This window comes from Hydrogenophaga pseudoflava, from assembly GCF_004353865.1.
In the GTDB taxonomy this organism is placed as follows: domain Bacteria; phylum Pseudomonadota; class Gammaproteobacteria; order Burkholderiales; family Burkholderiaceae_C; genus Hydrogenophaga; species Hydrogenophaga pseudoflava.
Genome location: NZ_CP037867.1, coordinates 2,348,829 through 2,374,713 on the forward strand (window position 1 = coordinate 2,348,829; position 25,885 = coordinate 2,374,713).

Annotated in this window: 30 protein-coding genes; 26 read left to right on the forward strand and 4 right to left on the reverse strand. The window is 65.8% G+C overall.

Annotated elements, in window-relative coordinates; all coding sequences use genetic code 11:
• The first annotated feature begins 13 nt into the window (after positions 1-13).
• The 23 genes from pilL2 (at position 14) to HPF_RS11405 (ending at position 21,122) form a co-directional block, all read left to right on the forward strand.
• Positions 14-535, forward strand: a complete 522-nt coding sequence (gene pilL2 / locus HPF_RS11300; RefSeq protein ID WP_133156638.1) for a PFGI-1 class ICE element type IV pilus protein PilL2 — start codon at positions 14-16, stop codon at positions 533-535.
• Between the two features lie 68 nt (positions 536-603).
• Entirely contained in the window at positions 604-1,524 is a 921-nt protein-coding gene (locus tag HPF_RS11305; RefSeq protein WP_133156639.1) for a hypothetical protein, read from the forward strand.
• Positions 1,521-2,105 (forward strand): integrating conjugative element protein, encoded by a 585-nt coding sequence (locus HPF_RS11310; RefSeq protein ID WP_133156640.1) that lies wholly within the window; start codon positions 1,521-1,523, stop codon positions 2,103-2,105. The genes HPF_RS11305 and HPF_RS11310 overlap by 4 nt, the downstream gene beginning before the upstream one ends.
• Before the next feature lie 14 nt (positions 2,106-2,119).
• On the forward strand, positions 2,120-2,914 hold the full coding sequence (locus HPF_RS11315; protein ID WP_133156641.1) for a lytic transglycosylase domain-containing protein: 795 nt from the start codon (positions 2,120-2,122) through the stop codon (positions 2,912-2,914).
• The gene (locus tag HPF_RS11320; protein WP_133156642.1) at positions 2,911-3,498 is read left to right on the forward strand and encodes a PFL_4695 family integrating conjugative element protein; all 588 of its coding nucleotides are present in this window, start codon (positions 2,911-2,913) and stop codon (positions 3,496-3,498) included. The genes HPF_RS11315 and HPF_RS11320 overlap by 4 nt, the downstream gene beginning before the upstream one ends.
• A complete protein-coding gene (gene traD / locus HPF_RS11325) occupies positions 3,495-5,819 on the forward strand; it encodes a type IV conjugative transfer system coupling protein TraD (RefSeq protein WP_133156643.1) in 2,325 nt (774 codons plus the stop codon). The genes HPF_RS11320 and traD overlap by 4 nt, the downstream gene beginning before the upstream one ends.
• A 5-nt stretch (positions 5,820-5,824) precedes the next feature.
• Positions 5,825-6,571, forward strand: a complete 747-nt coding sequence (locus HPF_RS11330; RefSeq protein WP_133158089.1) for a TIGR03747 family integrating conjugative element membrane protein — start codon at positions 5,825-5,827, stop codon at positions 6,569-6,571.
• Positions 6,572-6,675: 104 nt separating this feature from the next.
• Positions 6,676-7,035, forward strand: coding sequence for an integrative conjugative element protein, RAQPRD family (locus HPF_RS11335; protein ID WP_243721731.1), 360 nt, complete (start codon positions 6,676-6,678; stop codon positions 7,033-7,035).
• A 34-nt stretch (positions 7,036-7,069) separates the two neighbouring features.
• Entirely contained in the window at positions 7,070-7,303 is a 234-nt protein-coding gene (locus HPF_RS11340) for a TIGR03758 family integrating conjugative element protein (protein WP_133156644.1), read from the forward strand.
• A 76-nt stretch (positions 7,304-7,379) separates the two neighbouring features.
• Positions 7,380-7,802: a TIGR03745 family integrating conjugative element membrane protein gene (locus tag HPF_RS11345; protein WP_133156645.1), complete on the forward strand. Its 423-nt coding sequence runs from the start codon at positions 7,380-7,382 to the stop codon at positions 7,800-7,802.
• Positions 7,803-7,850: 48 nt separating this feature from the next.
• On the forward strand, positions 7,851-8,348 hold the full coding sequence (locus tag HPF_RS11350) for a TIGR03750 family conjugal transfer protein (protein WP_133156646.1): 498 nt from the start codon (positions 7,851-7,853) through the stop codon (positions 8,346-8,348).
• Between the two features lie 23 nt (positions 8,349-8,371).
• Positions 8,372-9,181 (forward strand): PFL_4703 family integrating conjugative element protein, encoded by an 810-nt coding sequence (locus tag HPF_RS11355; RefSeq protein WP_084383438.1) that lies wholly within the window; start codon positions 8,372-8,374, stop codon positions 9,179-9,181.
• A 52-nt stretch (positions 9,182-9,233) separates the two neighbouring features.
• Complete coding sequence (locus HPF_RS11360) at positions 9,234-10,367, forward strand: TIGR03749 family integrating conjugative element protein (protein ID WP_243721732.1); 1,134 nt, start codon at positions 9,234-9,236, stop codon at positions 10,365-10,367.
• Between the two features lie 15 nt (positions 10,368-10,382).
• Positions 10,383-11,825: a TIGR03752 family integrating conjugative element protein gene (locus HPF_RS11365; RefSeq protein WP_133156647.1), complete on the forward strand. Its 1,443-nt coding sequence runs from the start codon at positions 10,383-10,385 to the stop codon at positions 11,823-11,825.
• On the forward strand, positions 11,812-12,312 hold the full coding sequence (locus HPF_RS11370; protein WP_133156648.1) for a TIGR03751 family conjugal transfer lipoprotein: 501 nt from the start codon (positions 11,812-11,814) through the stop codon (positions 12,310-12,312). The genes HPF_RS11365 and HPF_RS11370 overlap by 14 nt, the downstream gene beginning before the upstream one ends.
• 56 nt (positions 12,313-12,368) lie before the next feature.
• Complete coding sequence (locus HPF_RS11375) at positions 12,369-15,353, forward strand: conjugative transfer ATPase (protein ID WP_243721733.1); 2,985 nt, start codon at positions 12,369-12,371, stop codon at positions 15,351-15,353.
• Between the two features lie 17 nt (positions 15,354-15,370).
• Positions 15,371-15,628: a hypothetical protein gene (locus HPF_RS11380; RefSeq protein ID WP_133156649.1), complete on the forward strand. Its 258-nt coding sequence runs from the start codon at positions 15,371-15,373 to the stop codon at positions 15,626-15,628.
• 1 nt (position 15,629) lies between these two features.
• Entirely contained in the window at positions 15,630-15,803 is a 174-nt protein-coding gene (locus HPF_RS23650; protein ID WP_165961690.1) for a hypothetical protein, read from the forward strand.
• Between the two features lie 58 nt (positions 15,804-15,861).
• Positions 15,862-16,302, forward strand: a complete 441-nt coding sequence (locus HPF_RS11385) for a TIGR03757 family integrating conjugative element protein (protein WP_165961691.1) — start codon at positions 15,862-15,864, stop codon at positions 16,300-16,302.
• 13 nt (positions 16,303-16,315) lie between these two features.
• Positions 16,316-17,647 carry a TraU family protein gene (locus HPF_RS11390; protein ID WP_165961692.1) on the forward strand — a complete coding sequence of 444 codons (1,332 nt, stop codon included), beginning with the start codon at positions 16,316-16,318 and terminating at the stop codon, positions 17,645-17,647.
• 40 nt (positions 17,648-17,687) lie between these two features.
• Positions 17,688-19,058, forward strand: coding sequence for an integrating conjugative element protein (locus tag HPF_RS11395; protein ID WP_133156652.1), 1,371 nt, complete (start codon positions 17,688-17,690; stop codon positions 19,056-19,058).
• A gap of 12 nt (positions 19,059-19,070) precedes the next feature.
• Positions 19,071-19,466: a hypothetical protein gene (locus HPF_RS11400; protein WP_133156653.1), complete on the forward strand. Its 396-nt coding sequence runs from the start codon at positions 19,071-19,073 to the stop codon at positions 19,464-19,466.
• An 18-nt stretch (positions 19,467-19,484) separates the two neighbouring features.
• The gene (locus HPF_RS11405; protein WP_133156654.1) at positions 19,485-21,122 is read left to right on the forward strand and encodes a conjugal transfer protein TraG N-terminal domain-containing protein; all 1,638 of its coding nucleotides are present in this window, start codon (positions 19,485-19,487) and stop codon (positions 21,120-21,122) included.
• A gap of 2 nt (positions 21,123-21,124) precedes the next feature.
• Here the strand turns inward: HPF_RS11405 and HPF_RS11410 are convergent, their stop codons facing one another.
• From HPF_RS11410 to HPF_RS11425, 4 genes are all read right to left on the reverse strand, one after another.
• Positions 21,125-21,355, reverse strand: a complete 231-nt coding sequence (locus HPF_RS11410; RefSeq protein ID WP_133156655.1) for a hypothetical protein — start codon at positions 21,353-21,355, stop codon at positions 21,125-21,127.
• A gap of 72 nt (positions 21,356-21,427) precedes the next feature.
• Complete coding sequence (locus HPF_RS11415; RefSeq protein WP_133156656.1) at positions 21,428-21,649, reverse strand: hypothetical protein; 222 nt, start codon at positions 21,647-21,649, stop codon at positions 21,428-21,430.
• A gap of 7 nt (positions 21,650-21,656) precedes the next feature.
• A complete protein-coding gene (locus HPF_RS11420; protein ID WP_133156657.1) occupies positions 21,657-22,085 on the reverse strand; it encodes a type II toxin-antitoxin system VapC family toxin in 429 nt (142 codons plus the stop codon).
• 5 nt (positions 22,086-22,090) lie between these two features.
• Entirely contained in the window at positions 22,091-22,348 is a 258-nt protein-coding gene (locus tag HPF_RS11425) for a type II toxin-antitoxin system prevent-host-death family antitoxin (RefSeq protein ID WP_066260937.1), read from the reverse strand.
• A gap of 95 nt (positions 22,349-22,443) precedes the next feature.
• On the opposite strand from HPF_RS11425, the gene HPF_RS11430 reads away from it, so the two are divergent.
• The 3 genes from HPF_RS11430 to HPF_RS11440 all read left to right on the forward strand — a co-directional run bounded on the left by HPF_RS11430 (position 22,444) and on the right by HPF_RS11440 (position 25,810).
• The gene (locus HPF_RS11430; protein WP_133156658.1) at positions 22,444-23,250 is read left to right on the forward strand and encodes a SprT-like domain-containing protein; all 807 of its coding nucleotides are present in this window, start codon (positions 22,444-22,446) and stop codon (positions 23,248-23,250) included.
• A gap of 476 nt (positions 23,251-23,726) precedes the next feature.
• A complete protein-coding gene (locus HPF_RS11435) occupies positions 23,727-24,386 on the forward strand; it encodes a response regulator (protein ID WP_079367243.1) in 660 nt (219 codons plus the stop codon).
• Positions 24,386-25,810: a sensor histidine kinase gene (locus HPF_RS11440; protein WP_133156659.1), complete on the forward strand. Its 1,425-nt coding sequence runs from the start codon at positions 24,386-24,388 to the stop codon at positions 25,808-25,810. The genes HPF_RS11435 and HPF_RS11440 overlap by 1 nt, the downstream gene beginning before the upstream one ends.
• The last annotated feature ends 75 nt before the right edge of the window (positions 25,811-25,885 follow it).

The following is a 25,885-nucleotide window of genomic DNA, read 5'->3' on the forward strand; positions in this document are numbered from 1 at the left end:
AAGAGGCGGGTCCATGTCATTCAAAGCACTTTTCTCCCTTGTGTTGCTGGCCGTGGTCGCGGCGACAGCTCATCCCGTTCTCGCGCAGACCGTCACCCCTGACGGCAGCCAGGTCCAGGTGGGGCGCTACACCACGCAGGCGGGAGCGCCCACCGAGAGCCTGTCGGACCCGCTGTCGGTGTACGCGCAGCTGAGCTACCCGCGCCAGACGGTCAACACGGTGGGCGAGGCGCTGGCACACACCCTGGTGCGCACGGGTTTTCGGCTGGTCCCCGCCGAGGCGCTGGATGAAACCGCGCGCAACTTCCTCGCCCTGCCCTTGCCCGAGTCGCAGCGGCGCATAGGTCCGCACCGTGTGAGCGACCTGCTCAAGACCTTGCTGGGTCCCGCCTGGCAACTGCACAGCGATCCGGTGAGCCGCCAGGTTTGGTTCACCCGCTCGGCTTTCAAGGGCACCCCAGCGCCTCAACCGCCCAGACCTCAGGCGCAAGCCGTGGAGGCAGAACGTCGCGCTGATGTCTTCGGCTCGCCCTGAACCCTGCTCGCCGCGCACCGCATTCAGTTCCCTTTCGACCACTTTTCACATTCGCCGTGAGGACCGCCATGGACCCAGATGCAGAAATGCAGGAGTTTCAGCGCCAGCAGGACGACGAGTTCTGGGACAACAAACGCCGCGATGCCGAGCAGTCACGCGCGTCACGTTCCCCCCGTGCTAAGGCCGCTGCCCATCAATCCGAGGGCGAGTTGCCCGATCCGCCCGAGCCGGCACGCAGCAGCACAGACCCGACCTTCGTGCGCTCGACGTCCGTGAGCGCCGCGCCGGTCAAAAAGGGCAAGCCGGTGCTGACCGGTGCCCTGGTCCTCCTACTCATTCTGGCATCGGTGGCCGCGTTCATGATGTGGTCCTCGGACGGATTGCCATTCGCTCGCAAGAAGGAGGCATCGCCCGCAGTGGCTGCGCTGGCTGACCCCACTGCGCAGGCGGCCCCGGGTCTGCCACCTGCCTTGCCGACCACAGCGCCGGCCGAGGCCGTGCCTGTTGCATCGGTTGCGCAAGACCCCAAGCTGCAGGAACAGCTGGAGCGTCTGGAGAACCGACTGGACCAGCTGGTCGCCGGCTTCAAGGCTCAGGGCTACATCAAGGAAGGCGCCGGCCAGGATGGCGCGGGTTTGCAGGTGGCCGACTTCCTGCCCCACCCCTCGATCCTGCCGCCGCCGGCCGCACCGCAGACGGTCGCATCAGCGGCGGCAAGCCGTCCGGCGCCGCGCAAACCCGCAGTGCGCCGCCCGGTCGCTGCCGTGGCTCCCCGGCCGACCCACCAGGTGCTCAGCGTAGACATGTGGGACGGCCGGCCTTCGGTGTTGGTCGGTGAAGTCGGAGGCAACCCGGCGCAAGTGCGAGTGCTCTCGCCCGGCGATTCCTACCAGGGTGTGACGCTGACCTCCGTGGATGTGGCCGGCCAACGCGCGACGTTCAGCGACGGTGCCCGTTCGGTGAGCATCGCCGTGGAGCGTCAGCCATGAGGACCCCGCTACTTCGCCCGGTGCTGGGCTATGTGGGCGTGCTGGGCGCCGCATGCCTGCTGATGTGGGTGCTGGTGCAGCCGGCAGGGGCGCAAACCGCCACCACACGCATTCAGGAGGCCCAGACGCAACTGGGTCAGACCAATGCGCAACGCATCGCCCAGGCGCATTCGCGCCTGGATGCCAACGATCTGCTGGTGGCTCAAATCTGGGGCCTGAGCGAGGAAGAGATGATCCGCGCCAAGGTCCTGCTCAAGGGACCCCGGGCCGCGTTCTCCGTCGAAAACCTTTCTCCCGTGGAGGCCCTGGGCATCCACGCACGCGATGACGCGGAGCGCCAGCGCTACGCCGAGATGTTCGCCCGTGCCCTGCAGGCCGATGTCGAGCGCTCGCTGGCTTGGAACCGCGCGTTCCAGCAGGCCCAGTCGCGCCTGTACCCGAACCAGAAGGTCGTGGATTTCGAGGGGCTGCCCATGGTGGAGGGGCCAACCTCAGCCGCCGATCTGCTGGGCATTCCGCGCAAGCTGGTCAAGGACCCATCCCGTCCCTTGGCTCCAGCCAAGGCCGCACCCCGCCGCTGAGCCAGAAAACGGACATGCAAGCTCAGCACCACCTTTTGTCCCTCTCGAACCGCCCAGTGTTCAGGCGCGTGGGCGCGTGGGTGCTGTGCGTCGGCGCGGCCCTGGTGGGGACGCAACCCTATGCGCAGGAGTCCGAGCAGGGTGCGGCATGGATCAGCGGTGCGGAACATCAGCGCGTGATCCTGCCCCGGATGAGCAAGCAGCCCGCAGCACGGAGCCACACGGCCGCACGAGGTCTTTCTGAGCCTGTGCCGGTGGGCACAACCCTCCCCTCTGCGACCTCCGACACGGCGGCAGACGTGGCCGAGCAGCTGCTGCAGCGGCCCGTGCAAGCCAAAAGACGGGGGCGCCAGATGACCCCGGAGATGGCACAGATGCTCCAGCGAGCGTCTCACCACTTCGCGGTCGATACACACCTGGTGCAGGCGGTGATCCATGCCGAGTCGGCCTTCAATCCCCATGCCGTCAGTCCCAAGAACGCCATCGGGCTGATGCAGGTGCTGCCATCCACCGCGCGCGATCTGGGTCTGCAAGATTTGCAGGGTCTGTCGGTGGAGCAGTTGTTGGCCGACCCGCGCGTGAGCATCGTGTTGGGCACCAAGTACTTGGCCGAGCAACTGGCCCGCTTCGGCGGCGATGTCGAGCTCGCCGTCGCTGCCTACAACGCCGGACCGGGAGCGGTCATAAAGGCGGGCCACCGGGTGCCCAACTACCCGGAGACGCGGCACTACGTGCGCCGTGTGCTCAGTCTGGCGCAGACGTACCGCCGTCAGGGCTCGCGTCAAGGCTCACTGGGAGCGCCGGCATGAAGGCCATGCGCTTGGTCGCCGCCTCGTTCTGGTGTCTCATGGGAATGGGTCTACCAACGATGGTGCTGTCGCAACCGGTGGTCATTCACTCGGGGGCCGGTGCCGTACCCATGGGCACCTACCTCGGTCACCTGGTGGCAGGGGTGGACCAGGCCGGCGTGCTCGAAGGCGTGCGATTCCCGATCCGCTCGGGCATGGTGCCGGGCGTGCTCTCCGAAGCGCAGGCCCGCACCGCCAGCGGCCTGTTCCGGCCCGAATGGCTGGCTCATCCGGTGTTCCTGGTTGGCACCGATCCGCTCAGCCGCCAATGGCTGTCGCAGCACCGTCAGGCCCTGATTGCCCTGGGGGCGTCCGGTCTTGTGGTGCAGGCCGAATCCGAACGCGCTTTCAAGCAGGTCCAGCAGCTCGCTGGTGGCGCATCGCTGGCCCCCATGGTGGGCGACTGGCTCACCACCACGCTGCGACGGGCAGGCATGCAGACCTATCCGCTGCTGGTGCTCGCCGATGGGCGCCTGACCAGCTCGCCCCCTCGCGCGGCGGGCGCCTCGCCCACTGCGGCGCCGATGCAGGAGGCCAGGCCGTGAAGCCCGACGACGCACTCGAAGCGCTGCTGCGGCCTCCGGTGGAGCTGTGGAGCACGATGACCGTCTGGGGCGTGGCCCTGGTGGCCATCGTGGCGCCGTGGGCGCTGATGATGCCGCCGTGGATGGGCTGGGTGCTCGCGGCCATCGCGGGCTACTTCGGGTGGGTGCGCTGCAAGCAGGCGCTGCACATCCTGAAGTACCAGCACGGGATGAAGTATTACCCCGTGACGCGCATGGCGCCTCACGAAATCCCGGTCGAGCCCGGGCAGTTCTACCTCGGGCACGGCTTCGAGTGGTCCCAGCAGCACACCCAGCGCAAGCACGAGGCCAGCCGGCCGGACGCCGAGCGCTTCGTCAAGCCGCAAGCGCGAGAAAAGGCCCTGCGACAGCTGGGCACACGCCTGTCCGCCTGGAGCCAGGAGGCCGCAGTGGCGGCCACCTCCGATCAGGCCCCGCCCTCAAAGTTCATCAGTATCCGCATGGGTGTGGCGGGCCTGACCGCCCAGATGGTTCAGTGGGACCACTGGCTCAACCCGCTCAAGGCCTATGACGACCTGGGCGGCTCCCCGTTGCTCCATGGCGTGGGCGCCCTGGAGGAACGTCCCATCACCATGCGGCAGGCCTCGCGCACGGGCCACATGATCGTGCTGGGCACCACGCGCGTGGGCAAGTCGCGGCTGCTCGAAGTGCTGGCCACGCAGGACATTCACGCGGGCCATGTGGTGATCGTGATAGATCCCAAGGGGGACGCCGATCTGATGATGCGGCTGTACGCCGAAGCGCACCGGGCCGGCCGCGGCAACCAGTTCTACCTGTTCCACCTGGGCTATCCCGACATCTCTGCCCGCTACAACGGCATCGGCAACTTCTCCCGCATCACCGAGGTGGCCGCCCGTGCCACCAACGCCCTGCCCTCCTCGGGCAATTCGGCCGCGTTCAAGGAGTTCAGCTGGCGCTTCACCAACCTGGTGGCGCAAGCCCAGGTGGCGCTGGGCCGGGTGCCGACCTACGAGAGCCTGCTGGCCGACGTCACGGGCATCGACCCCCTCTTCATGGACTACGCCCACATGGTGTTTCGCCAGAAGGCAGCAGAGGGCCAGTACACCGATTACCAAGACCGGCTGGGCCATCTGGAGGGCCTGATCGAGAAGAAGAAATACCCGGTCTCGCGCGCGCTCTCCGACCGCGATCCGCCGCTGGTGGCCATGATCTCTCTGATCAAGGAGCTGCGGGTGCCTGACAAGGTGCTCACGGGCCTGGCGGCGGCGGTGTCCTACGAGCGGTCCTTCTACGAGAAGATCATCGCCAGTCTCGGTCCGTTCCTGGAGAAGCTGACCTCCGGCGCCGTGGGTAAGCTCATCAGCCCGGACTACTTCGACCCCCACGACAAGCGCCCGATCTTCGACTGGATGAGCGTCATCCGCCAGGGCGGAATCGTCTACTGCGGGCTGGACGCGCTGACCGACTCGGTCGTGTCCTCTGCCGTGGGCAACAGCATGCTGGCCGATCTGGTCAGCGTCGGCGGCAAGCTCTACAAGACGGGTCTGGACCCGCACCACCCCACGGGCAAGATCGTGCTGCCCACGATCTGCTGCCACTTCGACGAGGTCAACGAGATCGCCGGCCCCGAGTTCGTGCCCATGGTCAACAAGCTCGGTGGCTCGGGCTTTCGGATCACGGCCTATACCCAGTCGATGTTCGACATCGAGGCCAAGGTGGGCGACAAGGCAAAGGCCGGCCAGATCCTAGACAACTTCAACCACCTGGTGATGCTGCGGGTGCGCTCGGTCAACACGGCCAACCTGCTGGCCGAGCAGGTGCCGCAGGTGGACGTGGTGCACATCACACCCAGTACCGGTGTGAGCGACAGCGCGGCCGACGGCAGCGGCGTGGACTTCACCTCGCGCAACGTGGACATCGTCACCAGCACCAAGGTGCCGATGATCCAGCCGGCCGACATCCTGAGTCTGCCGCAGGGTCAGGCGTTCGCCCTGCTCGAAGGCAACCGGCGATTCAAGCTGCGCATCCCCCTGCCCAGGAAGGATGCCGACCCGTTCGTGCCCGAGTCCATCCGGCAGGTGGCGCTGGACATGAAGGCGCGCTACCGGACCTCCGAGCAGTGGGCGCGCGAGACCGACTGGCTGGGCAACCAGCCCATCGGCCTGGCTGGCGGCGGGGTGATCGACACGGCACTGGCGCTGCGCGACCAGATCCAGGACGAGCAGGAAGACTCGGACGGCGATGACAGCTTGGCAACGCGAACCGAGCCGCGCGAGATGGACTTCAACAGCTCGGCCAACGCCACGGGGGTGCTGGAATGAGTGCCATGGTCGCCAAGACGCCGGGCCGGCCGCGCGCACGTGGTCCGGTCGAGCTGGGCCTGGAGATGGGCTTTGGTCTGTTGTTCATCACCCTCTTCGCCTGGTTCATCGGAATGATGATCGAGATCGTGGGCTCGTTCACGCTCTGGCGCGATCTGCAGGAGAACCACGCACAGCAGATCGTGGAGCAGGACCTGGAGTACATCGCCCAGGCGCCACGCAGCCTGCTGGTGCGCGATACCGTGGCCTGGTCCGAGCAGCTGGTGCGCAATGTGCGCCTGCCCTACGAGCGGCTGGGGGTGATTGCCTGGTATGAGCGTCAGCAGGCGATCTTCCAGGCCGCGCAGGATGCGCCCTCGGGCGATCTGCGCCACAACGCCGCCCGCGCCAACCGCTCCATGCAGATTCTGCTCAGCCGCTGGGCGGTGACTTCCATGTACGTGCTGCAGGACGTGCTGCTGCGCCTGTCGGTGGCGGCGTTTGCCGCCCCGGCCTTCATCCTGGCCTGCCTCGTGGGTGTGGTCGATGGCCTGGTGCGCCGCGACCTGCGCCGCTGGGGGGGCGGGCGCGAAAGCTCCTTCGTTTACCACCACGCCAAGCGCTACACGGCCTGGGCGCTGACCGGAGGTTTCGGCCTGTACCTGGCTTGGCCGTTCGGCAACTTCAACCCATCCCACATGGTGATCGTCTTCACCGTGCTGGTCGCGTTCGCCATGTCCACCACGGTGGCCACCTTCAAGAAGTACGTCTGATGCTGCCCAGCTACCCAGCCCATCGAACCACGTCGCACTGCATCCCGTCGCTCTTCGAGCCCGGCGCCGCGCAGATCCCCCCTGTTCCAGCCCAAGGAGTCCCGATGAACACTTCTGTTTCCATGCTCCCGTCCCCGTCGCCCCTGCAGGCCACCCCAGGCACGCGCGTGCGCCGCAGCTGGGTGCTCGCAGTGCTCTATGTGGCGCTGAGCGCCACCAACGCCCAGGCGGGCGACGCCGACACCGAGCGCGAGAACCTGGCGCGCATCGCCTCGGAGATCGAGCGCGTGCAGGTGATGGTCTCCGAAGCCGCGCAGACCGCGCCCACGGGCGAGCGGGTGAAGTTCCGCTACGACTGGCTGCTGCGCGACCTGGGCCAGTTGCGAGAGGGCATCACCTCGCACGTGGACGCGCCGCGCCAGCCGCGCCCGGTGCCGCCGTTGCGTGGCGACTACCGCCAGTGAGCCCACCTCTCCCCTTTCCGACAGGAGCTGCTGCATGGACCCCACGATGAGTCTGGCATTCGAGGCGGGATCAGGTGTCTCGCCCACCGCCCTGAGGACCACGGTCCAGCTCATTGCCAGCGGCGTGATCCTGCTGGTCTTCGCCTGGGCCATGTTGGCCATCTTCAACGCCTACAAGGAAGAGCGCGCCTCACTGATGTCGGCCACCTGGTCGGCGCTGAAGGTGATGGTGATCCTGGCGGTTCTGTTCTTCGCGGTGTTCCGGTGACGCGAGTGATGTTCTGACCCATCCACCGGTTTTCCTTCCCTCATCCATCACTTCTTCAACTTCAAGGAGCACACCCATGACCCAGCGTCAACACCCACCCGCCCGGCAGGCCGCTGCCGCAGGGTTCAAACACTTGGGCGACCGCCTGCAGCGCTGGGCGCTGGCACCGGTCGTGGCCGTGATGTGCAGCCCGGCCCTGGCCGCGCTACCCACCATGCCCACCCCCGGAACGGACATGAACGGCGCCACCTGCGCCGCTGGCGACTGGATGTGCGCCATGAGCGCCTACTTCAAGGCGGGTATGGCCATCCTCGGCCTGGTGCTGGTCGCCCTGGGATTTCTCTACGTGGTCGGCGGTGCGCTGTCCAAGTGGCGCGAGTACACGGCCGGCCGCGCGCAGATCGCCGACCTCAAGGAGTATTTCATCATGGGGATGATCCTCACGGTGTTCCTCGTGATCCTGGTGACCTACGCCTTCCAGGTGATCGGGCAGACCTGACCGTCCCGCGTAGCAAATCACATCCAGGTTCAAGCAAGGGAACAGGTCATGAGCAGCACACCGACGGCGTCCGACGACACCCAGCGCAGCGCCGAGCGCAGCCATGCGCCCGAGCGGGTGCCACTGACCCACCGCGTCAACGTGGAACCGTCCGTGCTTCGCGGCATGACGGTGACCGAGGCCAAGGTCATGGCGGCGATCTCCATTCCCGTCTGCTTGCTCCTGGGTTTGGTGTTGCTGCTGTTCACGGGCCTGTGGCAGCTGATGCTGCTGCCGGCCATCTTCGGGCCGATTGCCGCCCTGTGGTTCGGATCGGCCAAGCTGCAGGACCTCAAGCGCGGTCGGCCCGACGGCTACTACACCCAGGCGCTGCACCTGTGGTTTACGCGCAAGGGCCTGAGCAAGAGCCGCTTTCTCACCTACCACGGGCAGTGGTCGCTGGGTCGCTCTCTGCCGTTCTCGCTGAGTCACCTCCTGGACCCACAGGCCGGCCGTTCCCTCTGGCGCCGACTGGCGCGGCTGCGCCGCACGCCCCATGAATCCTGAGTTTTACCAACGAGCCGATCACCATGTCCAGATACCTTGATGCCCTTGCCGCCGAACGCGCCCACAACGCCCGCCTGTTCCGGGCTCTCGTGGTGATCGGCCTGGTGGCCGTCGTCGGGATGGCCCTGCTGTGGGCCAGGCCGCGCCAGATCGACCTGCACATCAACCCTGACCTGCGCGCCGGGGAGCGCGTGTCGGTCACCGGTGGCGTGGCGCCCGTGCCCAACCCCAACGTGTACAGCTTCGCCTACTACGTCTGGCAGCAGGTCAACCGCTGGCAGAGCGATGGCGGCAAGGACTACGGCAAGCAGATCTACGACTTTCAGTCCTATCTGACTCCGCGCTGCCAGGCGCAGTTGCAGGGTGACATCGACAACCGCAACCGGGCTGGCGAGCTGCACCAGCGCACGCGTCAGATCAGCGAAATTCCCGGCCTGGGATTCCAGGACAACCGGGTGATCGGTGAAGGTCCCTCGGCCTGGACCGTGCTGCTGGACATGCAGGTGACCGAGACTTTCCGAGGCCAGGCGGTCAAGGACGCCTTCATCCGCTATCCCGTTCGCGTGGTGCGCTACGACGTCGACCGCGAGCGCAACCCGTTCAGGCTGGCCGTGGACTGTTTCGGCTCTGCCGCGCCCGCCCGGCTGGACATCAAGGACAGCGCCATAGGCGCCGCTCAGGGACTGACCCCTGCAGCACTGCCAGCGATCAGCGCCCAGGCACCGATTGCGGTGTCGCCATCGCCGACCACGACACCGCTCGCTGCCGAAAGCGCCAACACCGCGACCGGTGCGCCAGCAACCACCCCCTCCGCACCGGCATCGAGCCGATGAAACGCCATCCCCCTCTGCGCTGCAGCAGGCCATTCCACCCAAAGGACGACCCATGTCTGATCACACCCCAACCCTTGCGGGCCATGTCCTGCGCGTCAGCCTGGCGGCGCTGGCCGTGTTCGCAGCCGTGCCGTCGCTGGCGCAGCAGGTGCAGGACATCGCGCCTGCTGCGACCCAGCCACCGCTGATCGCCCTGCCTGCTGCAGGCCAGAAGCCGGTACCGGCATCGAGCACCGCCTCCCCTCCCGTGGTCGCCGAGGTGGATCTGGGACAGGCCGGCGCCGTCGCTGCCGGCGCTTTACCCGCTCCCATGCCCCAGGGCGTGGCCGCGCGCGCTGCCGCTGCGGCCCGCGACTCGGGAACGCCTGCGTCTTCGAACCAGGCCGCGCCCACCCCCAAGGCCAAGCCAGCTACCAAGAATGCCAACCGCGCGGCAGCATCGTCCGGCGCTGCTGCGCCGTCGGATCGCCCCGGTGTGGAGCGGGCGGTCTTCAACCGGCAGCCCGTTCGGGTCGGCCTGCCGGTTCAGCGCGAGCGCTTGATCACGCTCCCCGGCCCTGCCGCCCTTCATGTGCCCGCCGACATCGAGTCGGTGGCTCGCGTGGAGGCCATCGACCGCACCATCTATGTCACCGCGCTGGTGCCCTTCGCCCAAATCCGCATCGTGGCCGAGCTGATCGACGGTGGACGGCAGATCCCGCTGGACCTGGTGGCCAATGCCCAGACCTCGGGCGCCAGCGCCGAACTGGAGGTTTTCCTGGACCGATCCGGCAGCCGTGAGGCGTCTGTCGGCGCAGCAGCGGCCACCGAGGCCGGCCCACCGGCTGCGGACATGGTCGAACTCACGCGCTTTGCCTCCCGCATGCTGTATGCGCCACGTCGCCTGGCCACCACGCGGCCCGGCATCTCCCAGGTGCAGGTCAGCACCAAACCGGTACCCGGCTTGGTTCGCGGTGGCTTGGTCGAGACAGTGCCGCTGGGTCAGTGGCGCTCGGCCGGCCTGTATGTCACGGCGGTTCGCGTGACCAACAAATCGACTCAGCCCTTCGAGCTGCCACTGGAGCACCTGCGTGGGCGCTGGCTCGCAGTGACCGCGCAGCACGGGCGCATCGGTCCCGCTGGCAGCGAGACGGACACCACGGCGCTGTACCTGATCTGCGACCGTGCCTTTGACGCCTGTCTCTGAGCGGAGGAACTGTTCATGGCCATCAAACAGAACACCTTGCTGCCCGTCCTGGGCGTGCTCTCCCTGCTGATCGTGGGGGTCATCCTGTACCAGCAGTTCAGCGGCTCGCAGGGCGGCGCACCCGCTGCACCCATGAAGGCGGTGCCCCAGCCCAGCGAGCTGCCGCCCACCAAAGGCGCCGACAACGACAACGCGGGCGAGACCCTGGCCACGGTGGTGGCCAGCAACGCCGAGTTGCGCAAGCAAGTGGCCGACATCGTCGAGCGCAACAAGAAGCTCGAAGAGGAAGCGGCCCGGCGCGGCGCAGCGCGCCCAAGCGCGGGGTCTGGCCAGAAAGACGGGGAGTTCGGGGCGACCGTGGACGCTGCTGGCCAGGCCGCTGAATCGCTGCTGGGCGCTTTGCCCACCCTGCCCACGTCGCGACCTACGCCAGGTTCGCAGGTCGGTCGCACGGTCAATGGTGGTGCCGCAGCGCCCATCACGGCGGACCTGAACCTGGGCGAGCAGGAGGCGGCGCCAGGCGCCGTGGCCTACAAGACCGTGGCGCCCATGGGCTACGCGGCCTTCGAGGACACGCGCAACCGTAATCAGGGACCTCCCTCGACGCGCTACGTGCGCACCAACGCCAGCGCCCGCACCGGCACAGAACCGGCAGTTGCAGGTGGCGCGGCCACCGGGGGCGCGGCGGGTGCCGCCGAGGCAGAACAGGACGAGGCCTACTTCACGCTGCCCGAGAACTCGACGCTGGTGGGTGCAAAGGCCATGACCGCCATCATCGGCCGGGTGCCGATTGACGGCCGGGTGACCGATCCGATGCAGTTCAAGCTGATCGTCGGGCGCGAGAACCTCGCGGCCAATGGCTGGGAGCTGCCCGAAGACATCGCCGGCATGATCCTCACCGGTGTGGCCATCGGCGACATGGCGCTGTCCTGCTCCGAGGGCAAGATCCGCTCGGCCACCTTCGTGTTCAACGACGGCACCATCCGCACCGTCTCCTCGCGCGGTCGCGGAACGGCGGCCGGATCAAGCGGCGACCTGGGCTTCATCAGCGACCCGCGCGGCAACCCCTGCATCGTCGGCAAGTTCGTCACCAACGCGCCAGCGTACCTGACCGACATCATCGGTGCCAAGACCCTGGGAGTGGCAGGCCAGGCCTACGCCGATGCCGCCAAGCTGGTCACCCAGAACGCCCTGGGCTCGACCACCACCCAGATCACCGATACCAGCCGCTACGTCATGGGCCAGGCCGTCAGCGGCGCCACCGACGAGTTCACGGCCTGGCTGCTCTCGCGCCTGAAGAACTCCTTCGACGCGGTGGTCACCCCCTCGGGCCACGAGGTGGTAATCCACCTGGATCAGGAGCTGCGCCTGGACAAGGCCGTCGCCGCCCGAAAGATCGCGCACCGCGCCCAGAACACCAGCAACGCCCAACGCGGAGGAAACCATGGCCTCGAATGACACCCCACGCCACACCCACCACCGCTGGCATCGCCCAGCGCTGCTCACCCTGTCGGTGCTGGTGCCACTGGTCCTGGCCGCATGTTCGGCAGCTGGTCCGCGCGAGTCGCCTCTGATCGGCGCCACCGAGGGCAGTCCCACGGTGACCGAGGTCTACCGCGACCAGCAGTCGGGTCAGGGCGCTCAGGGCCGCAACCTGCAGGCCCGCGACAACCTGCAACTGGCCAGCCGCGCCCGCACGGTGGACGGGCGCGATGCGCGTCAGAGCAAGCACTGGGACCCGCTCAATCCCAAGCAGCAGCGCTTTGCCCGTGTGCCCAACCCCGACCTGGTGATGGTGGTCTACCCCCACCTGGCCAAGGGCAAGTACCCGGTGCCGGGCTACGTGACGGTGTTTCCCATGTACGAGACGGTGGAGTACGCCCTGCCCGGTGAGATCGAGCAGGAAGACAGCCAGGCGCGCGAGCGCTTCATCCCGTCCCGCTGAGCCGCAGAACAACCCCACCGAATCCAACCACCCGCCCATCAAGAGGGACGCCGTCCATGGCTGCTACACAAAAACTCGGTCTGTTGTCCGTGGTCCAGGCCCTGGGTCTGATGCCCAAGGGGCGTGCTGGTGCCGCAGACGCTGCGGGCACGGAGCCGAAGAAACCCAGCGCTGCCCGTCAGGAGCCCAAAGACGCTGCACCGCGCGAGCCCATGACCGTGGGACGCCGTCAGGGCATGGCCCAGCGTCCGCCTTCGTTCACCGACCTGCTGCCGTATGTCAGCTACGAGGCCGATGCGAAAACCTTCGTCCTCGGCGACGGCACCACGCTGGGCGCGCTGTTCGAGCTGGGTGCGGTGCCCACAGAGGCCCAGGCCCCGGCCTACCTGATCGACAAGGCCCGCAAGGTGCAGGAGGCCCTGCAGGCGCTGCCCGAGTCCACCGACACCCCGTGGATCGTCCAGTTCTTCGTCAACGACGACCGCGATATCAGCGGCTTGAACACCTACCTGCGCGACTACATCGCCCAGGTGCACGAGCGGTATCCCGAGCGGCGCGACGCCATCCTGAGTTCCCCCTACACCCAGGCGGTGCTCAAGGAGTTCGAGAAGCACCTGGCCCTGGTCTCTCGGCCGCAAGGGCTGTTCACCGACACCCTGGTCAGCGGGCAGCCCTGGCGCGGGCAGCATCGACGCGTGCGCTGCGCGGTCTACAAGCGCTTCACCCGCCTGTCCGAGGACCCCTCGCCCGCGCAGCAACAGATCGAGGCGGTTTCGGTCACCCTGATGGCCACGCTGCAGGAGTCGGGCGTCCAGGCCCGCCGCTGCAGCTCGCGCGAGTTCTACGAATGGCTGCTGCCCTTCTTCAATCGCAAGGTGCCTTGGGCCAGCCGCCACACCGGAGACCTGCTGGAGCAGCTGCCCTACCCCGGCGATCAGTCCCCCGCACTCGATGCCGACGGCCGCGAGGCGGCGCCGGTTTTCGGGTGGGATATGGCCGATCTGCTGAGCGTGAGCCCACCCGTCTCGGATGCCGAGGCGGGCCTGTTCGAGTTCGATGGCGTGCCAGTCAAGGCACTCACCCTCGACGGCATGCGCACCAACCCGAACATCGGGCACTTCACAGCCGAGCGCAGCCTGGGCAAGGAAGCCTTTGCGCGCTTTGACCGGCTGCCGGCCGGCTGCATGCTCTCCATCACCGTGACCGTGGAGCCGCAACACCGGCTGGACGAGCACATCGCCCGCATCCGCGACGCCTCGCGCGCCCAGACGCCGCTGGCAATGGAGACGCACAAGGAGTGCGTGCAGGTGCTCAAGCGCATGATCGAGGGCGACAAGCTGTATCCGATGCTCATGACGCTGTACGTCACGGCACCCACCCGCGAGGATCTGGGCGCCGTGATCTCGCAGGTCAATGCCCAGCTCGTGCCTTCTGGCCTTCGCTTCATCGACGCCCGCCAGGACCTAGTGGCCCTGGACAGCTTCATCCGGGGTCTGCCCTTCGCCTTCGATCCGGCCTTCGATGCCAAGCAGCTGCGCCGCACCCGCCTGACCTTCGCCTCGCAGATCGCAGCCCTGCTGCCGGTCTACGGCCGCTCGCGTGGCACGCCGCATCCGGGCATGTGGTTCTGGAACCGGGGCGGTGAACCCCTGTGGGTCGATCCGCTCAACCGGCACGACCGCAAGAAGAACGCCCACATGCTGGTGCTGGGCCCAACCGGTGCCGGCAAGAGCGCAACCTTGAACTACATCGCCATGCTGACCATGGCGGTGCACCGCCCTCGCCTGGTCATTGCCGACGCTGGCCGGTCCTTCTCCCTGCTCATGGACTACTTCAAGACCATGGGCCTGTCCACCTACAGCGTGACGCTGACCAACGAGGCGGACGTGTCCCTGCCGCCGTTCTTCCACGCCCACCGGCTGCTGGGCGACCAGGACGTGATGTCCTCCTACCGCGCCGCCGAGCAGCAGGCCCGGCAGAACGCCGGCATGCCCGACGATGCCAGCCTGGATGCGCTACTGGACGACAAGAAGCCGGACGAGATCGAGCGCGAGCCCACGGCCGCAAGTGGTGATGAGGCCGACGCCGACGACGAAGGCACCGACAAGCGCGATCTGCTGGGAGAAATGCTGATCGCTGCGATCATGATGATCACCGGTGGCGAGCAGCAGGAGGTCGAGCGCATGTCCCGCGCCGACCGATACCTGATCACCAACGCCATCATCCGCGCTGCCACCCGATCCGCAGCCGACGGCCGCAAGCACCCGCTGACGCACGACGTGGCCATCGCCCTCATGGGCATGCACGCCGATACCACGCTCTCCCCTGCACGCCAGGCGCGCGCCGAAGAAATGGGTCAGGCCATGATGAGCTTCACCCAGGGCCTGCGCGGCAAGCTCTTCAACCGCGAGGGCGTGGACTGGCCCGATGCCGATGTGACCCTGGTGGAGATGGGCACACTGACCCAGGACGGCTACGGCGATGCGCTGGCCGTGGCCTACACCAGCCTGATCGACTCGGTGCAGTCGCGCGGTGAGCGCGCACAAGCCGAGGACCGGCCGCTGATCATGCTCACCGACGAGGGGCACCTGATCACCACCAATGAGCTACTGGGGCCCAAGATCGCCAAAGGCACCAAGATGTGGCGCAAGCTCAACATCTGGTTCTGGCTGGCCACGCAGAACCTTAAGGACTTCCCCGACAGCATGAGCCGCGTGCTGTCGATGTGCGAATACTGGATGCTGCTGACCATGGACCGCTCCGAGATCGAGGAGGTGGCGCGGTTTCGCAGTCTCACTCCCGAACAGCGCGCCCTCATGGAGTCGGCTCGCAAGGAGCCGCCCAAGTACACCGAGGGCGTGCTCATCTCGGCTTCGGACCAGGCGCTGTTTCGCAACGTGCCACCGGCCCTGCCGATTGCCCTGGCCATGACCGAGGGCCACGAAAAAGCCCATCGACGCCGCCTGATGGATCAGCACGGCTGCTCCGAGATGCAGGCCGCTCAGATTGTGGCCGACGAACTGACCGCCAAGCGCGGCTGATCGAAAAAGGACGGACCATGGACCAGGAAATCACCAGCTTCAACGCCGCCCGCTGGAACGAGCAGTGCGTGCAGTTAGCCGCGCAGGCCTCGCGCAGTTGTGGCAGCGCCCATGACCGCTATCAGCGCCTGTTCTCCGAACTGGTGGACGAGCGCCTCAGGGCGATTCCCGAGGTGCATCACGCGGCGGCACTGGAAGTGGCCTACCGCTGGGACTATCTGGACCCGGAAGGTCGCGAGAAAGCGCTCCAGGAATTCGACACCGGGGGACGCTGAAATGACTCATCAAGAGGTCAACACGTTCGGTCTCAGCGCAGGTGTCGTCCGCTCTGCCCTGCTTTGCATCCTGCTGGTGATGCTGGCGCTTGGCAGCGGCATCGTCCAGGCGCAGTCCAGAGCAGCGGTCGTGGACCGGGCCGTCGCGATTTTTCAGAAGCTCCAGGGGAATTGACATGCTCATGCACAAGCCAACCACTGAGTCGAACAGGCAGCTAGCCAGAGCGCGCCGCATGCCCTGGCTAGCAGGCTGGATCCTGGCCGCTTCCGTCCACGCCCAACCTGCCTCCACGGACCTCTACCGGGGCATCACCAAGGTCGAGGTGTTTGCCAACTCGGCCATGGTCATCACCGGGGGTGAACCCCTGCGTTACCAGTTGGCCATCTACCGGCTCGACGCGCTCAAGAACGTCGAGGCGGCGATCAACCAGCGCCTGCCCAAGACCGAAGCGGCCGCGCGCGCGTACTTCCAGGCCAACCAGGCCGAAATCAAGAAGCAGATCACCCCGCATGTGCTCAGTGCCGCCAACGGCATCGCGCTGGCCAGGCACTACAAGATCGACCGTCTGCCGGCCATCGTCGTGGATGGCGCCAACGTCATCTATGGGGTGCCCGACGTACCACAGGCCCTGGCGCTGGTGCAGCAGCACCGCGCCGCAGCCGCCAAGCGCTGAATGGAGATCCTCCTTGACACGACGGCTCGACCCACTCACCCGCGCCGCCCAGGCGCTCCTGCGTGGCCTGGTGTGTGCCCTGGTGCTGGCACGGCCGGCCTGGGCCCAGTCGCCCGCACCGCCTCCGAGCACCAACACGCTCGGCGTGCTGGCCGCGACCGCTGCTTCAGCACCCAGTTGCATCTCCTACATGGTCACCGGGGTGTGCTTCTTCCTGCGCTGCACACCGTTCGGCTGCACGGTGGAAACCTCCATCCGGGTCAGCCACTACATGCCCGACGTGGTGGTCAGCACCTACAACGACCAGTACATCCACCCCTGGCGCGACGTGGGCAGGGCCGTATCCAGCATCGGCGACCGCATCGGCGCCTCAATCTTGGGAAGCCCGTTGGATGCAACAGCCAACACGTCGGCCAAGCGGCGCGGCGCGGCCGAACCCGTGACCATGAAAACGGTCGACGCCATCGGCAATCCTGCGGTACTCATCAACAACTCGGGCACGCGCATGGTGGTGCCCGGCATCACCGAGCTGATGAGCTTTCCCTCCACGCTGCCCGACATCCTGGCCGAGTGGGCCGTGGCGCCCGTGGGCCTGATGCAGCAGGCCGGCGAAGGAGTCATCAACCTGCTGACCAACCCCAGCGCCTTGATGAACACCGTGACCGGCGTTGCTAACCTCATGGGCAACGTGGGCCCCGACATGAGCAGCATGGGACCCGCTGCCTCAGGTGGGATGGACTCGGCCAGTCAGGGCGGTTTTCAGGAGCAACTGGGCCAGCTGCGCGGCATGCTCGAAGGCGCGGCCGACGCTGGCGGCGGCAACGACTTCCTGTGTCCCAGCTCGGCCGATGCCTTCGGCGTGTATTTCAGCTCCGACGTCGACTCCCTGTTCTGGCGCAGCATGATCCCGCTGGAGCTGCTCTACGTGGGCTCCTGGTTTCCCGGTTACAAGGAAGTCTCGCAGACACCGGTTTTCAGCACGTGGGGCAGCAAGTACCCCCGTATTGGCGAGGTGGTCCAGCAGCACCCGGTCAAGGCCTCGGCCGTACTGGCCGAGCGCTCGGCCCAGATCATCCTCAAGCCCTCGCAGCCGCACATCTATGCGCACCTGCGGCCCAAGAGCCCGCACTCCTACGTGTGGTTTGCCCAAGTGGCCGACCCCAAGTGGTCCATGGTGCACCCCTACCCCTCGGGCTGCCACACCTTCGGTGCTAACGACTCGGTGGCCTTGCTCGGATACGGCGACTACCGCAATACGCCCAACAACAGCTTCGTCTGGAACCTCTGGACTCGGTACGAGTGCTGCCGGCGCCGCACCGAAATCTTCCTGTTCGCGGTCCCTTGAGGCGCCGTGACGCGCGACCCCACTTCTTCCTGGAACCACCATGACCCACAACCGACTCCGTTTTCGTGTGCGGCCCCTGCTGGCCGGCTTCGTCCTGGCCGGCCTGGTGGCACTGACCTGGTCCGCGCCCGCCAGCGCGCAGGCCTCGCGCGGCGCGCTGTACTACCAGCTCGGCGGCAACTCGCCGGGTGGCAACGCCAACTACCGCTCCCAGATCCCGCTGCAGCTAAGCCTCGCGGCCAACCTGCGGCTGAACTACTCCTGCGGCAAGTTCGACATCGGTCTGTCCTGGCAGACGTTGATGAACAATATCGAGCAGTTCGGCGACACGCTCTCCAACGCCATTCGCGCCGGCATCGCTGCGCTGCCGATGTACATCTTTGAGCGTGCCCAGCCCGGTCTCTACCAGCTGTTCCAGACCTACTCGCTCAAGGCCGACGCCATGATCGCAGCTGCCTTGAAGACCTGCGAGGAGATGGAGGCCGCAATCAAGCAGGGCGACAACCCCTACGAGGAATGGGCGGGCATTGCCAAGGGTGAGTCCTGGCGCATGCGCGCCTCCCTCAACGGCGACGTGGTCGAGGCCAAACGGGCCATCAACGAGCAGGAGGAAGGCCACCGCAACGGCGTGAGCTGGATCTTCGGACAGCGGGCTGGAGGGGTTGGTACCCAGCCGCTGCGGCCGGTACGCGACCTCTCGGTCGCGGGCTACAACGTCACTCTCAACCGCCAGCCTGGCTCCTCCGGTGGTGGCCCAGCAGACGCCCGGATGGTGGCCGCGTTCCCAACGTCGGACGCGCTGGCGGTGTTCACCACCAAGGTGCTGGGCGACCAGCAGATCTACCTGTGCGAGGGCATCGCCAACTGCCCAGCGGCCACATCCACCTCGACCGCCACCGGTCTGGGTCCTCTGCTGGAGGAAGAGATCGCCCTGGTGCGCCCGCGCCTGGAGGCCATCGTCAACGGCACCACCATCCCCACCAGCGCGGCCCTCGCCGAAATCGGCGCACCTGGCATCACCGTCAACGCCCAGGTCGTGCAGGCCCTGCGCAACATGCCCGCAGAGAACCGCACCCTGGCCTCCAGCCGCCTGGCCCATGAGCTGGGCATGCAGCGGGTGGTGGACAAGGCCCTGATCGCGCGCAACGCGCTGATCACCGGCATGAGCCTGCCCGAGGTCACAGCAGCCGGCAAGGTCTCACAGGACATGCAAAGCAAGGTCGCACGCATGACGCAGCACATCGAGGACCTGATGTTCGAGCACCGCATCCGAAAGGAAATCACCGCCAACAACGCGCTGGCCATCCTGGAATCGGGCACCCAACGCGATGGCCAGGCCACCCGCGTACCGCCAGCCGGCCGCCTCGATCCCGCACCGCTCGATGGTGGCCGCGTGCGAACCACTCCCTGAGCCGAGGTACTCATGAACAACCCCCTCCCCGTCCAACCCATGCCCAGTACCAGCCGCTCAAAGCGCTGGCTGCGCAAGCTGCTGCCCGCCCTAAGCATGCTGGCGCTGGTGCTGCTCATCGGCGTGATCGTCGCCATCTTCCTCGCCCTGGACGTCCAGCTGGAGACGCAGCTGGATACGGTTCGGGTGCTCAAGCCCTGGGGCATCGCCATCCAGGGCGCGTTGATCGTGCTCATCGGCTTGGGCTGGACGCAGGTGGTGAACTGGGGGCGCCGCCGCGGCATCGTCCAGGAGTGGGAGTACGAGCAAGCCCTTGCGGCGCGCGGCAAGGGCTTGCTGATGATGCTGGCCTACTGGCTCTTGATCCCGGTGGGACCCGCGACCTTGCTGCGGGTGCTTGGCGGCTGACACAGGAAGGATCGAACCATGCAACTGGACTCCTACCTGGAAATCTTCACCACCATGTACGGCTGGGCCTTCGCCAACATCATTGGCGAGGCCCTGACGGGCACCGGCCTGGTCGTGCTGCCCTTCATGGTCATGGCCTTCAACGCCTGGCGCCAGGCCAAGGAACAGGGCGCCGAGCAGATCGGCGTCTTCGGCCTGGTCGACAGCATCGGCACCCAGCTCATCGTGGGCCTGTTCGTCTTCATGACCTGCTTTGCGACCAGCCCGCTGACCTCGCTGCATTCGATCAACCTGCGCTACCAGCCGCCGCCCACGGCGCTGGAGCCCAACCCACCCGAAGTCTCCCGCGACAGCGGGACGGGATCGACCTACGACGCGGCGCTGGTCGATGCTATCGACGGCAGCATGAGCAACGTCAGCGGATCACTGGCCCACGTGCCTGCCTGGTGGATGACGGTGTTGGCGATCTCCTCAGGCATGAACCACTCGATCAAAGCGGGACTGAATGCCAGCCAGAGCGAGTTGCGCGCGGTCGAGGAATTGGCGCGCATCGCCACCATTGAAGACCCGCGCCTGTTGCACAACATCCAGCGCTTCTACAGCGAGTGCTTCGTGCCGGCGCAAAGCCGGTTCATCCAGATGGACCCTGCGGACCTCACGGCTGCCGGCCGCGCAATCATCGCCACCACCAACACCGAGTACGGACCGGACGACACCGGCTGGATGGGCTCGCAGCTGTTCCGCACCGAGCCGGGCTTCTACAGCGACATGCGCTCGGTCAACCCGGTCACCGGCTTTGCCGTCGACTTCGGGCGCGATGTCGACTACTACAACCCCTCTTCGGGCGAGCCCTTGCCGTTCGAGGGCTTCGCCAATCCCGACTGGGGACGCCCGACCTGCCGCGAGTGGTGGGAGGACACCCGCATCGGACTGCGCGAGGCCATGATCACCCATTCTTCCGACTGGCAGGCCTTGTGGGGGCGGGCGCGCACGCTGTTCTCCAGCGAGGACCGGACCAAGGACGAGTTGGCCCGCCTGGCCCAGGTCAAGGCCAACCCGATGTTCGTCGATCCGACACAGGCGTTGGGCGACCGCTGGTACCAGAACGCACGCATCAGCGACCCAGCCGGCATCGCCGATGGCGTGGCCAGGACGGCCGGAGGTGTGCTCTCAAACGTCGGGCTGGGCATCGTCTCGTTGCTGAGCTACATCACCTCAGGGCCGCTCAAGAACGGGCTGCTGATGATGCAGGCGCTGATCCTCATGGGGATGTACATGTTCCTGCCCCTGGTGACCTTCTTCTCCGGCTACAACCTCAAGGTGATGCTCTACGGCGCCATCGGCGTCTTCACGGTGAAGTTCTGGGGCGCCCTGTGGGCGATCACGGTGTGGGTGGATGCCCACCTGATCCGCGCCATGTACCCGGTCGGCAGCTTCACCCTGACCGACATCTTCGGGTCGGCCATGCAGGGTCACAAGCGGATGCTGCTGAACCTGCTGATGCTGGGGATGTTCATCGGGTTGCCGCTGCTCTGGACGGGGATGATGGCTTGGATCGGGATCAACATCAATGCGAGCCTGACGGACATCGTCAAGGGCGCAGATGGGACCGCCCGCAACATCACTTCATCATCGGCAGGAAGAGGCAGAAGATGAAACTACTTACGGCCAACCGTGTGGCCGTAAGTAGCATCCCAATTCAGATGGGTCACGTCCGTCGCGTCCGGGAAATCGCTTCCTAGTACCGCCTCGTTTCGGCTTCCGTGCGCTGCTCCACGAGCCATACCATCGAGAACTGCACCCCCGACCGCAGGCCCGAGCACGGTCGCAGCGCGGTAGACCTTCTCGGCTGCCGCATCGACCAGGCGATAGAAGAGCTTTGCAGACATGGTGTTCTCCCTTTGGGTTTGAGGGGGATTTTCGTCGAGTCCTTCCCAGTGCGCAACCTACGTCGGCACGCGTCAATCGCTGTGATTGATCTTCACCGGTTTGCGCGGCGCCGTCACCAGCCGGAAATACTTCCAGGCCTCCGCCGGCACGGCCGTCATCGCTGCCAGGCACCAGTAGCGCCGGTCGGCCTCGGATAAGCCGTTCCACCAGGCCATGCCGGCGACGTCCAGATCCTGCATGGTGCCTTCCACAGGCGCCTCGATGTCGTCAGCGCCGGACTTGTTCAACAACATGCCCTCCTCATTGGCCAATCTGGCTGGACTCCCAAGGGTTCAAGAGCTTGAGCCCTGGGATCTGGAAGTCCGCGACGTTGCGGGTGACCAAGGTGAAACGATGCTCCAGCGCAGTCGCGGCAATCATCGAATCGCGATACGGCCGCTTGTCGGGAACATGCAGCGGTGCGCACACTATCGCGGTGGTCTCCGCGAAGGGCAGGATGCGCTGGGCAAACTCCTCGAATACCTGCGTGCACCAAGCGCGCAGTCTCTGGCCCTGCGCCGCGTCCTTGCGCTCCATGGTTCGCACCCCGACTTCCAGCTCGAACACGGTGACCGCCGAAAGGTACAGCATGGCCACGTCCTGCCCTCTCGCCCAGGCGAGCACGTGCTCATTGCGCACTGGCTTGCCTTGCCGTAGCTCGGAAACGACATTGGTGTCCAGCAGAAACATCGGGCTCAATCGAACGACGCGGGCTTGAACTCGCCGTCCATGCGGGGCACCTCGAAGTCGAAGTCACCACCCGGAATTGCGTCCATGACCTCCAGCAGGCTTCTTGGCTTGGTCTTGCTCAAGCGGTAGTAGTCCTCGATTTTGAGCAGTGCAAAGGCAGGTTTGCCCCGGTCCGTGATGAAGACCGGCCCGTCGCTGGCCAGGCGCTTGGCATTGCTCACGTCCCGGGCGAAGTCTCGGCTTGGCAGTGTGTGAACAGACATCTTGATCTCCATTGAACCCGGCAACGGGTTGATGTCGGCATGTTACGACAACAGAGCACTAAAAAACAAGTGATTTGTAATGCACAATACAAAGAATGAAGCAAGAGGGCTCCACTCCAACGGCCCAGAACTACACGGAGCTGCAGCGGGCCTACGACCACTTCAACCAGGCGCTGTTCGAGAGCGCGCTCCCGGCGTGCCTGATCACCCTGCAGCGGGAGAAGCGCACCTGCGGGTACTTCTCGCACCAGCGCTTTGCGGATCTGGACGGACGCACCACCGACGAGATCGCGCTGAACCCGGCCTACTTCGCCGTGGTCCCCCTGGTCGAGACCATGCAGACCCTGGTCCATGAGATGGTCCACCTGTGGCAAGCCCACTTTGACAAGCCTGGTCGAGGCCGGTATCACAACGGCCAGTGGGCCGACAAGATGGAGGCCATTGGCCTGATGCCCTCCTCTACCGGCAAGCCAGGTGGCCAACGGACCGGTGACTGTATGGCCGACTACGCCATCGAGGGCGGCCGCTTCCTGCAGGCTTGCGCGGCGCTGGTGACGGCTGACTTCCGGATCAGCTGGTACGACCGGTTCCCTGCGCCGGAAGTGGTGGCCGCTGGCCAGCAGTGCGAGGCGATGCAGCTGAGTGCGGCCGTCGGCGGCGGCTCGACGCCGGCGCAAGCATTGCCGGTTGCCACCAGCCTGGTGGTGCAGCCGACCGTGACCAACGGGGTTGCCGCGCCGGCCACAAACAAGTCCAACCGGGTGAAGTTCACCTGCGGCTGCGGGCAGAACATCTGGGGAAAGCCGTCCCTGCGTGTGCTGTGTATGGCGTGCGGCACTCCCTTTCGGGAGTTCCTACCAACGAATCCGACAGCTGCAGCAACCTTTGACCTAATCAACTGACGGGTGTTGTTCAACGTCGCACATGCAGCGATTGCTGCCGGTGGGTGTAGCCAGGCGAACTCACGCTACCCGCCACGAAGCGGCAGTAGGGTACAGTGACCGGGGACGGCACGAATGGCAGTTGTGCGATGTACTGCGGTCATAGAGCATTCGCGAGCGGTTGGCGCCGCGCCACCTACTGCTTCGACTGGTTCCCGACTCCAAACATCGGCTTTCACGCGCAGGGGAACCAGCGATCAACGTCGAGCCCAATCGGCCTTGCCAAGGATGTGAACCGCCGGGACGATTCGCAGCTCGATAAATTGTTCGGCAAAGTGGAGTTGTTGATGGTGCGCGAGAGCAAGCAAATCGAATTCACTTTCTAGGCCTCGCATTTCAAGCCGGGCGTCGCGCTCGCACCCAACAAGCGCGAGGTCGCGCGCGCGTTCGTGGTTGGGGTATCTCCCTGCTACTGAACAAGTATCCTCGCGAACACCATGCGAATACTACTCATCGAAGATGACTCCATGATCGGCAAGGCCGTTCGCGAAGGCTTGGTGCAAGCTGGTTTCGCGGTGGACTGGGTAACCGATGGGCATGCCGCCGAGTTGTCTATGTCCAGCGTTGCTTATGACCTGGCCATCCTCGACCTTGGATTGCCCAAGAAGGATGGCATGGCCCTGCTCACTACGCTGCGCAGGATGGGCAATCACTTACCTATTGTGATTGTCTCCGCGAGAGATACCGTACAGGACCGGATCGCGGGGCTGACCGCCGGTGCCGATGACTACGTACTCAAGCCCTTCGATCCGGACGAACTTTTGGCCCGTGTACGGGCCGTGTTGCGGCGCCATGCTGGCAGCGGCTCGTCGTTGCTGGTGATCGGCTCGCTGAGTCTCGACCCGGAGCGGCGTTCGGTGACCCAGAGCGGACGGCCGGTTGAACTGTCGACGCGGGAGTTCGCCGTGCTGGAAGCCTTGATGCAGCGCCCTGGCACCGTTGTTTCGCGCCAGAAGCTGGAGGAAACCGTGTACGGGTGGGGGGAGGAGGTCGGCAGCAACGCAATTGAGGTGCACATGCACTATCTGCGCAAGAAGCTCGGCGCGACCGTGATCATGAACGTGCGCGGCGTGGGCTACCGCGTTACGGAGGGCTGATGCGATCGATTGAAAGAACACTGTTGGGTAGGACACTTGGCACCCTGGCTTTGGGGGCCTTCCTCGTTTCGCTGGCGGTCTACTTTTTTACACTCGAAGAGATGCACGAGGTCTTCGATGCCGAACTGCAGCACGTCGCAACGGCCGTGGCGAGCTATCACCAGGCGGGTAACCAATCCGGGCAGACCGATGATGTCGGGTCGCCGACGCGAACCGACATCGCCGATGACTCGGAGATCGTGACGCTGATGTGGACAGCGCAGGGCCAGAAGATCTTCTCGTCTGACCCCCGCGTCGCACTGCCATTCTCCAACATCGAAGGGTTGTCGCAGCCCGTGGTTGGAGGCGAGGCGTGGGTCGTGTATTCCACAGTCGGCGCCGACGGCGTGACCCAGGCCGCGCAGCGTGTCGCGTCCCGCGACGAGATGGCTGGTGAGTCTGCTGAGAAGGTCTTTCTGCCTTTGGTTGGGCTCACAGTGGGAATCGGCGGATTGCTGGTGTTCGGCTTGCGACGCGGCTTCTACCCGCTGGAAGGAGCGGCTAAAGACATCGCGCGACGCAGTGCGCGGTCGCTGGAACCGATACCGGTCGAACAGGTGCCGACGGAAATCGCGCCGCTTGTGTCGTCCATCAACGAATTGATGAGCCGCCTGGCGGTTTCGTTTGCGGCGCAACGGCGCTTTCTCGCCGATGCGGCACATGAGTTGCGCACGCCAGTGACCGCATTGCGATTGCAAGTGAAGTTGCTTCAAAGATCAAAGAACGAGATTGACCGGGCACGGGCTCTGCAAGATCTCGAGGCTGGCGTAACCAGATCACAGCGACTAGTAGAGCAGTTGCTGCATGTTGCTCGTACAGAGCCGGACGGCGAGACCTCACGCGTCGAGCCGGTCGATCTTGCTGAACTCGTCCGCAGTGTTGTGGACAACTTCAGCAACAAGGCCTTGCACAGAGGCATCGACCTCGGTGCGACCACGCCAGGCAACGTTGCCACGAGCATCGTGGTGGCCGCCGATCCCGAGCAGATGACCGTGCTACTGAACAATCTGGTGGAGAACGCTCTGCGGTACACGCCGGCGGGTGGCGTTGTGGATGTTGAGGCGAGCTGCTGCAACGGCTCGCCTGAGCTGCGTGTGGTCGACAACGGTCCCGGCATTTCGGAGGGCGAGCAGGCCCGCGTGTTCGACCGCTTCTATCGAGGTGCGGATGCCACTGCGCTGGCGCACGACGGCGGTGGCAGTGGCCTCGGACTGGCCATCGTAAGGGCGATTGCCGAACGCCACAACGCGCACGTCAGCCTGCAGACGCCAGATGGCGGCAAAGGTCTGATGGTGGTTGTGCGCTTTTCTGAAGGCACGCGGCAGCCAGACCCGCCTGTTCTGGTCGGGCATCGAATCGCAACGACGCCGTCCATCGCGACGTGATCTGACCTCGACGGTTGTTATCAGTGCAAACGTCGCGCTGGCAATGACTTGACCATGTAGGTTGAGTTCAGGCCT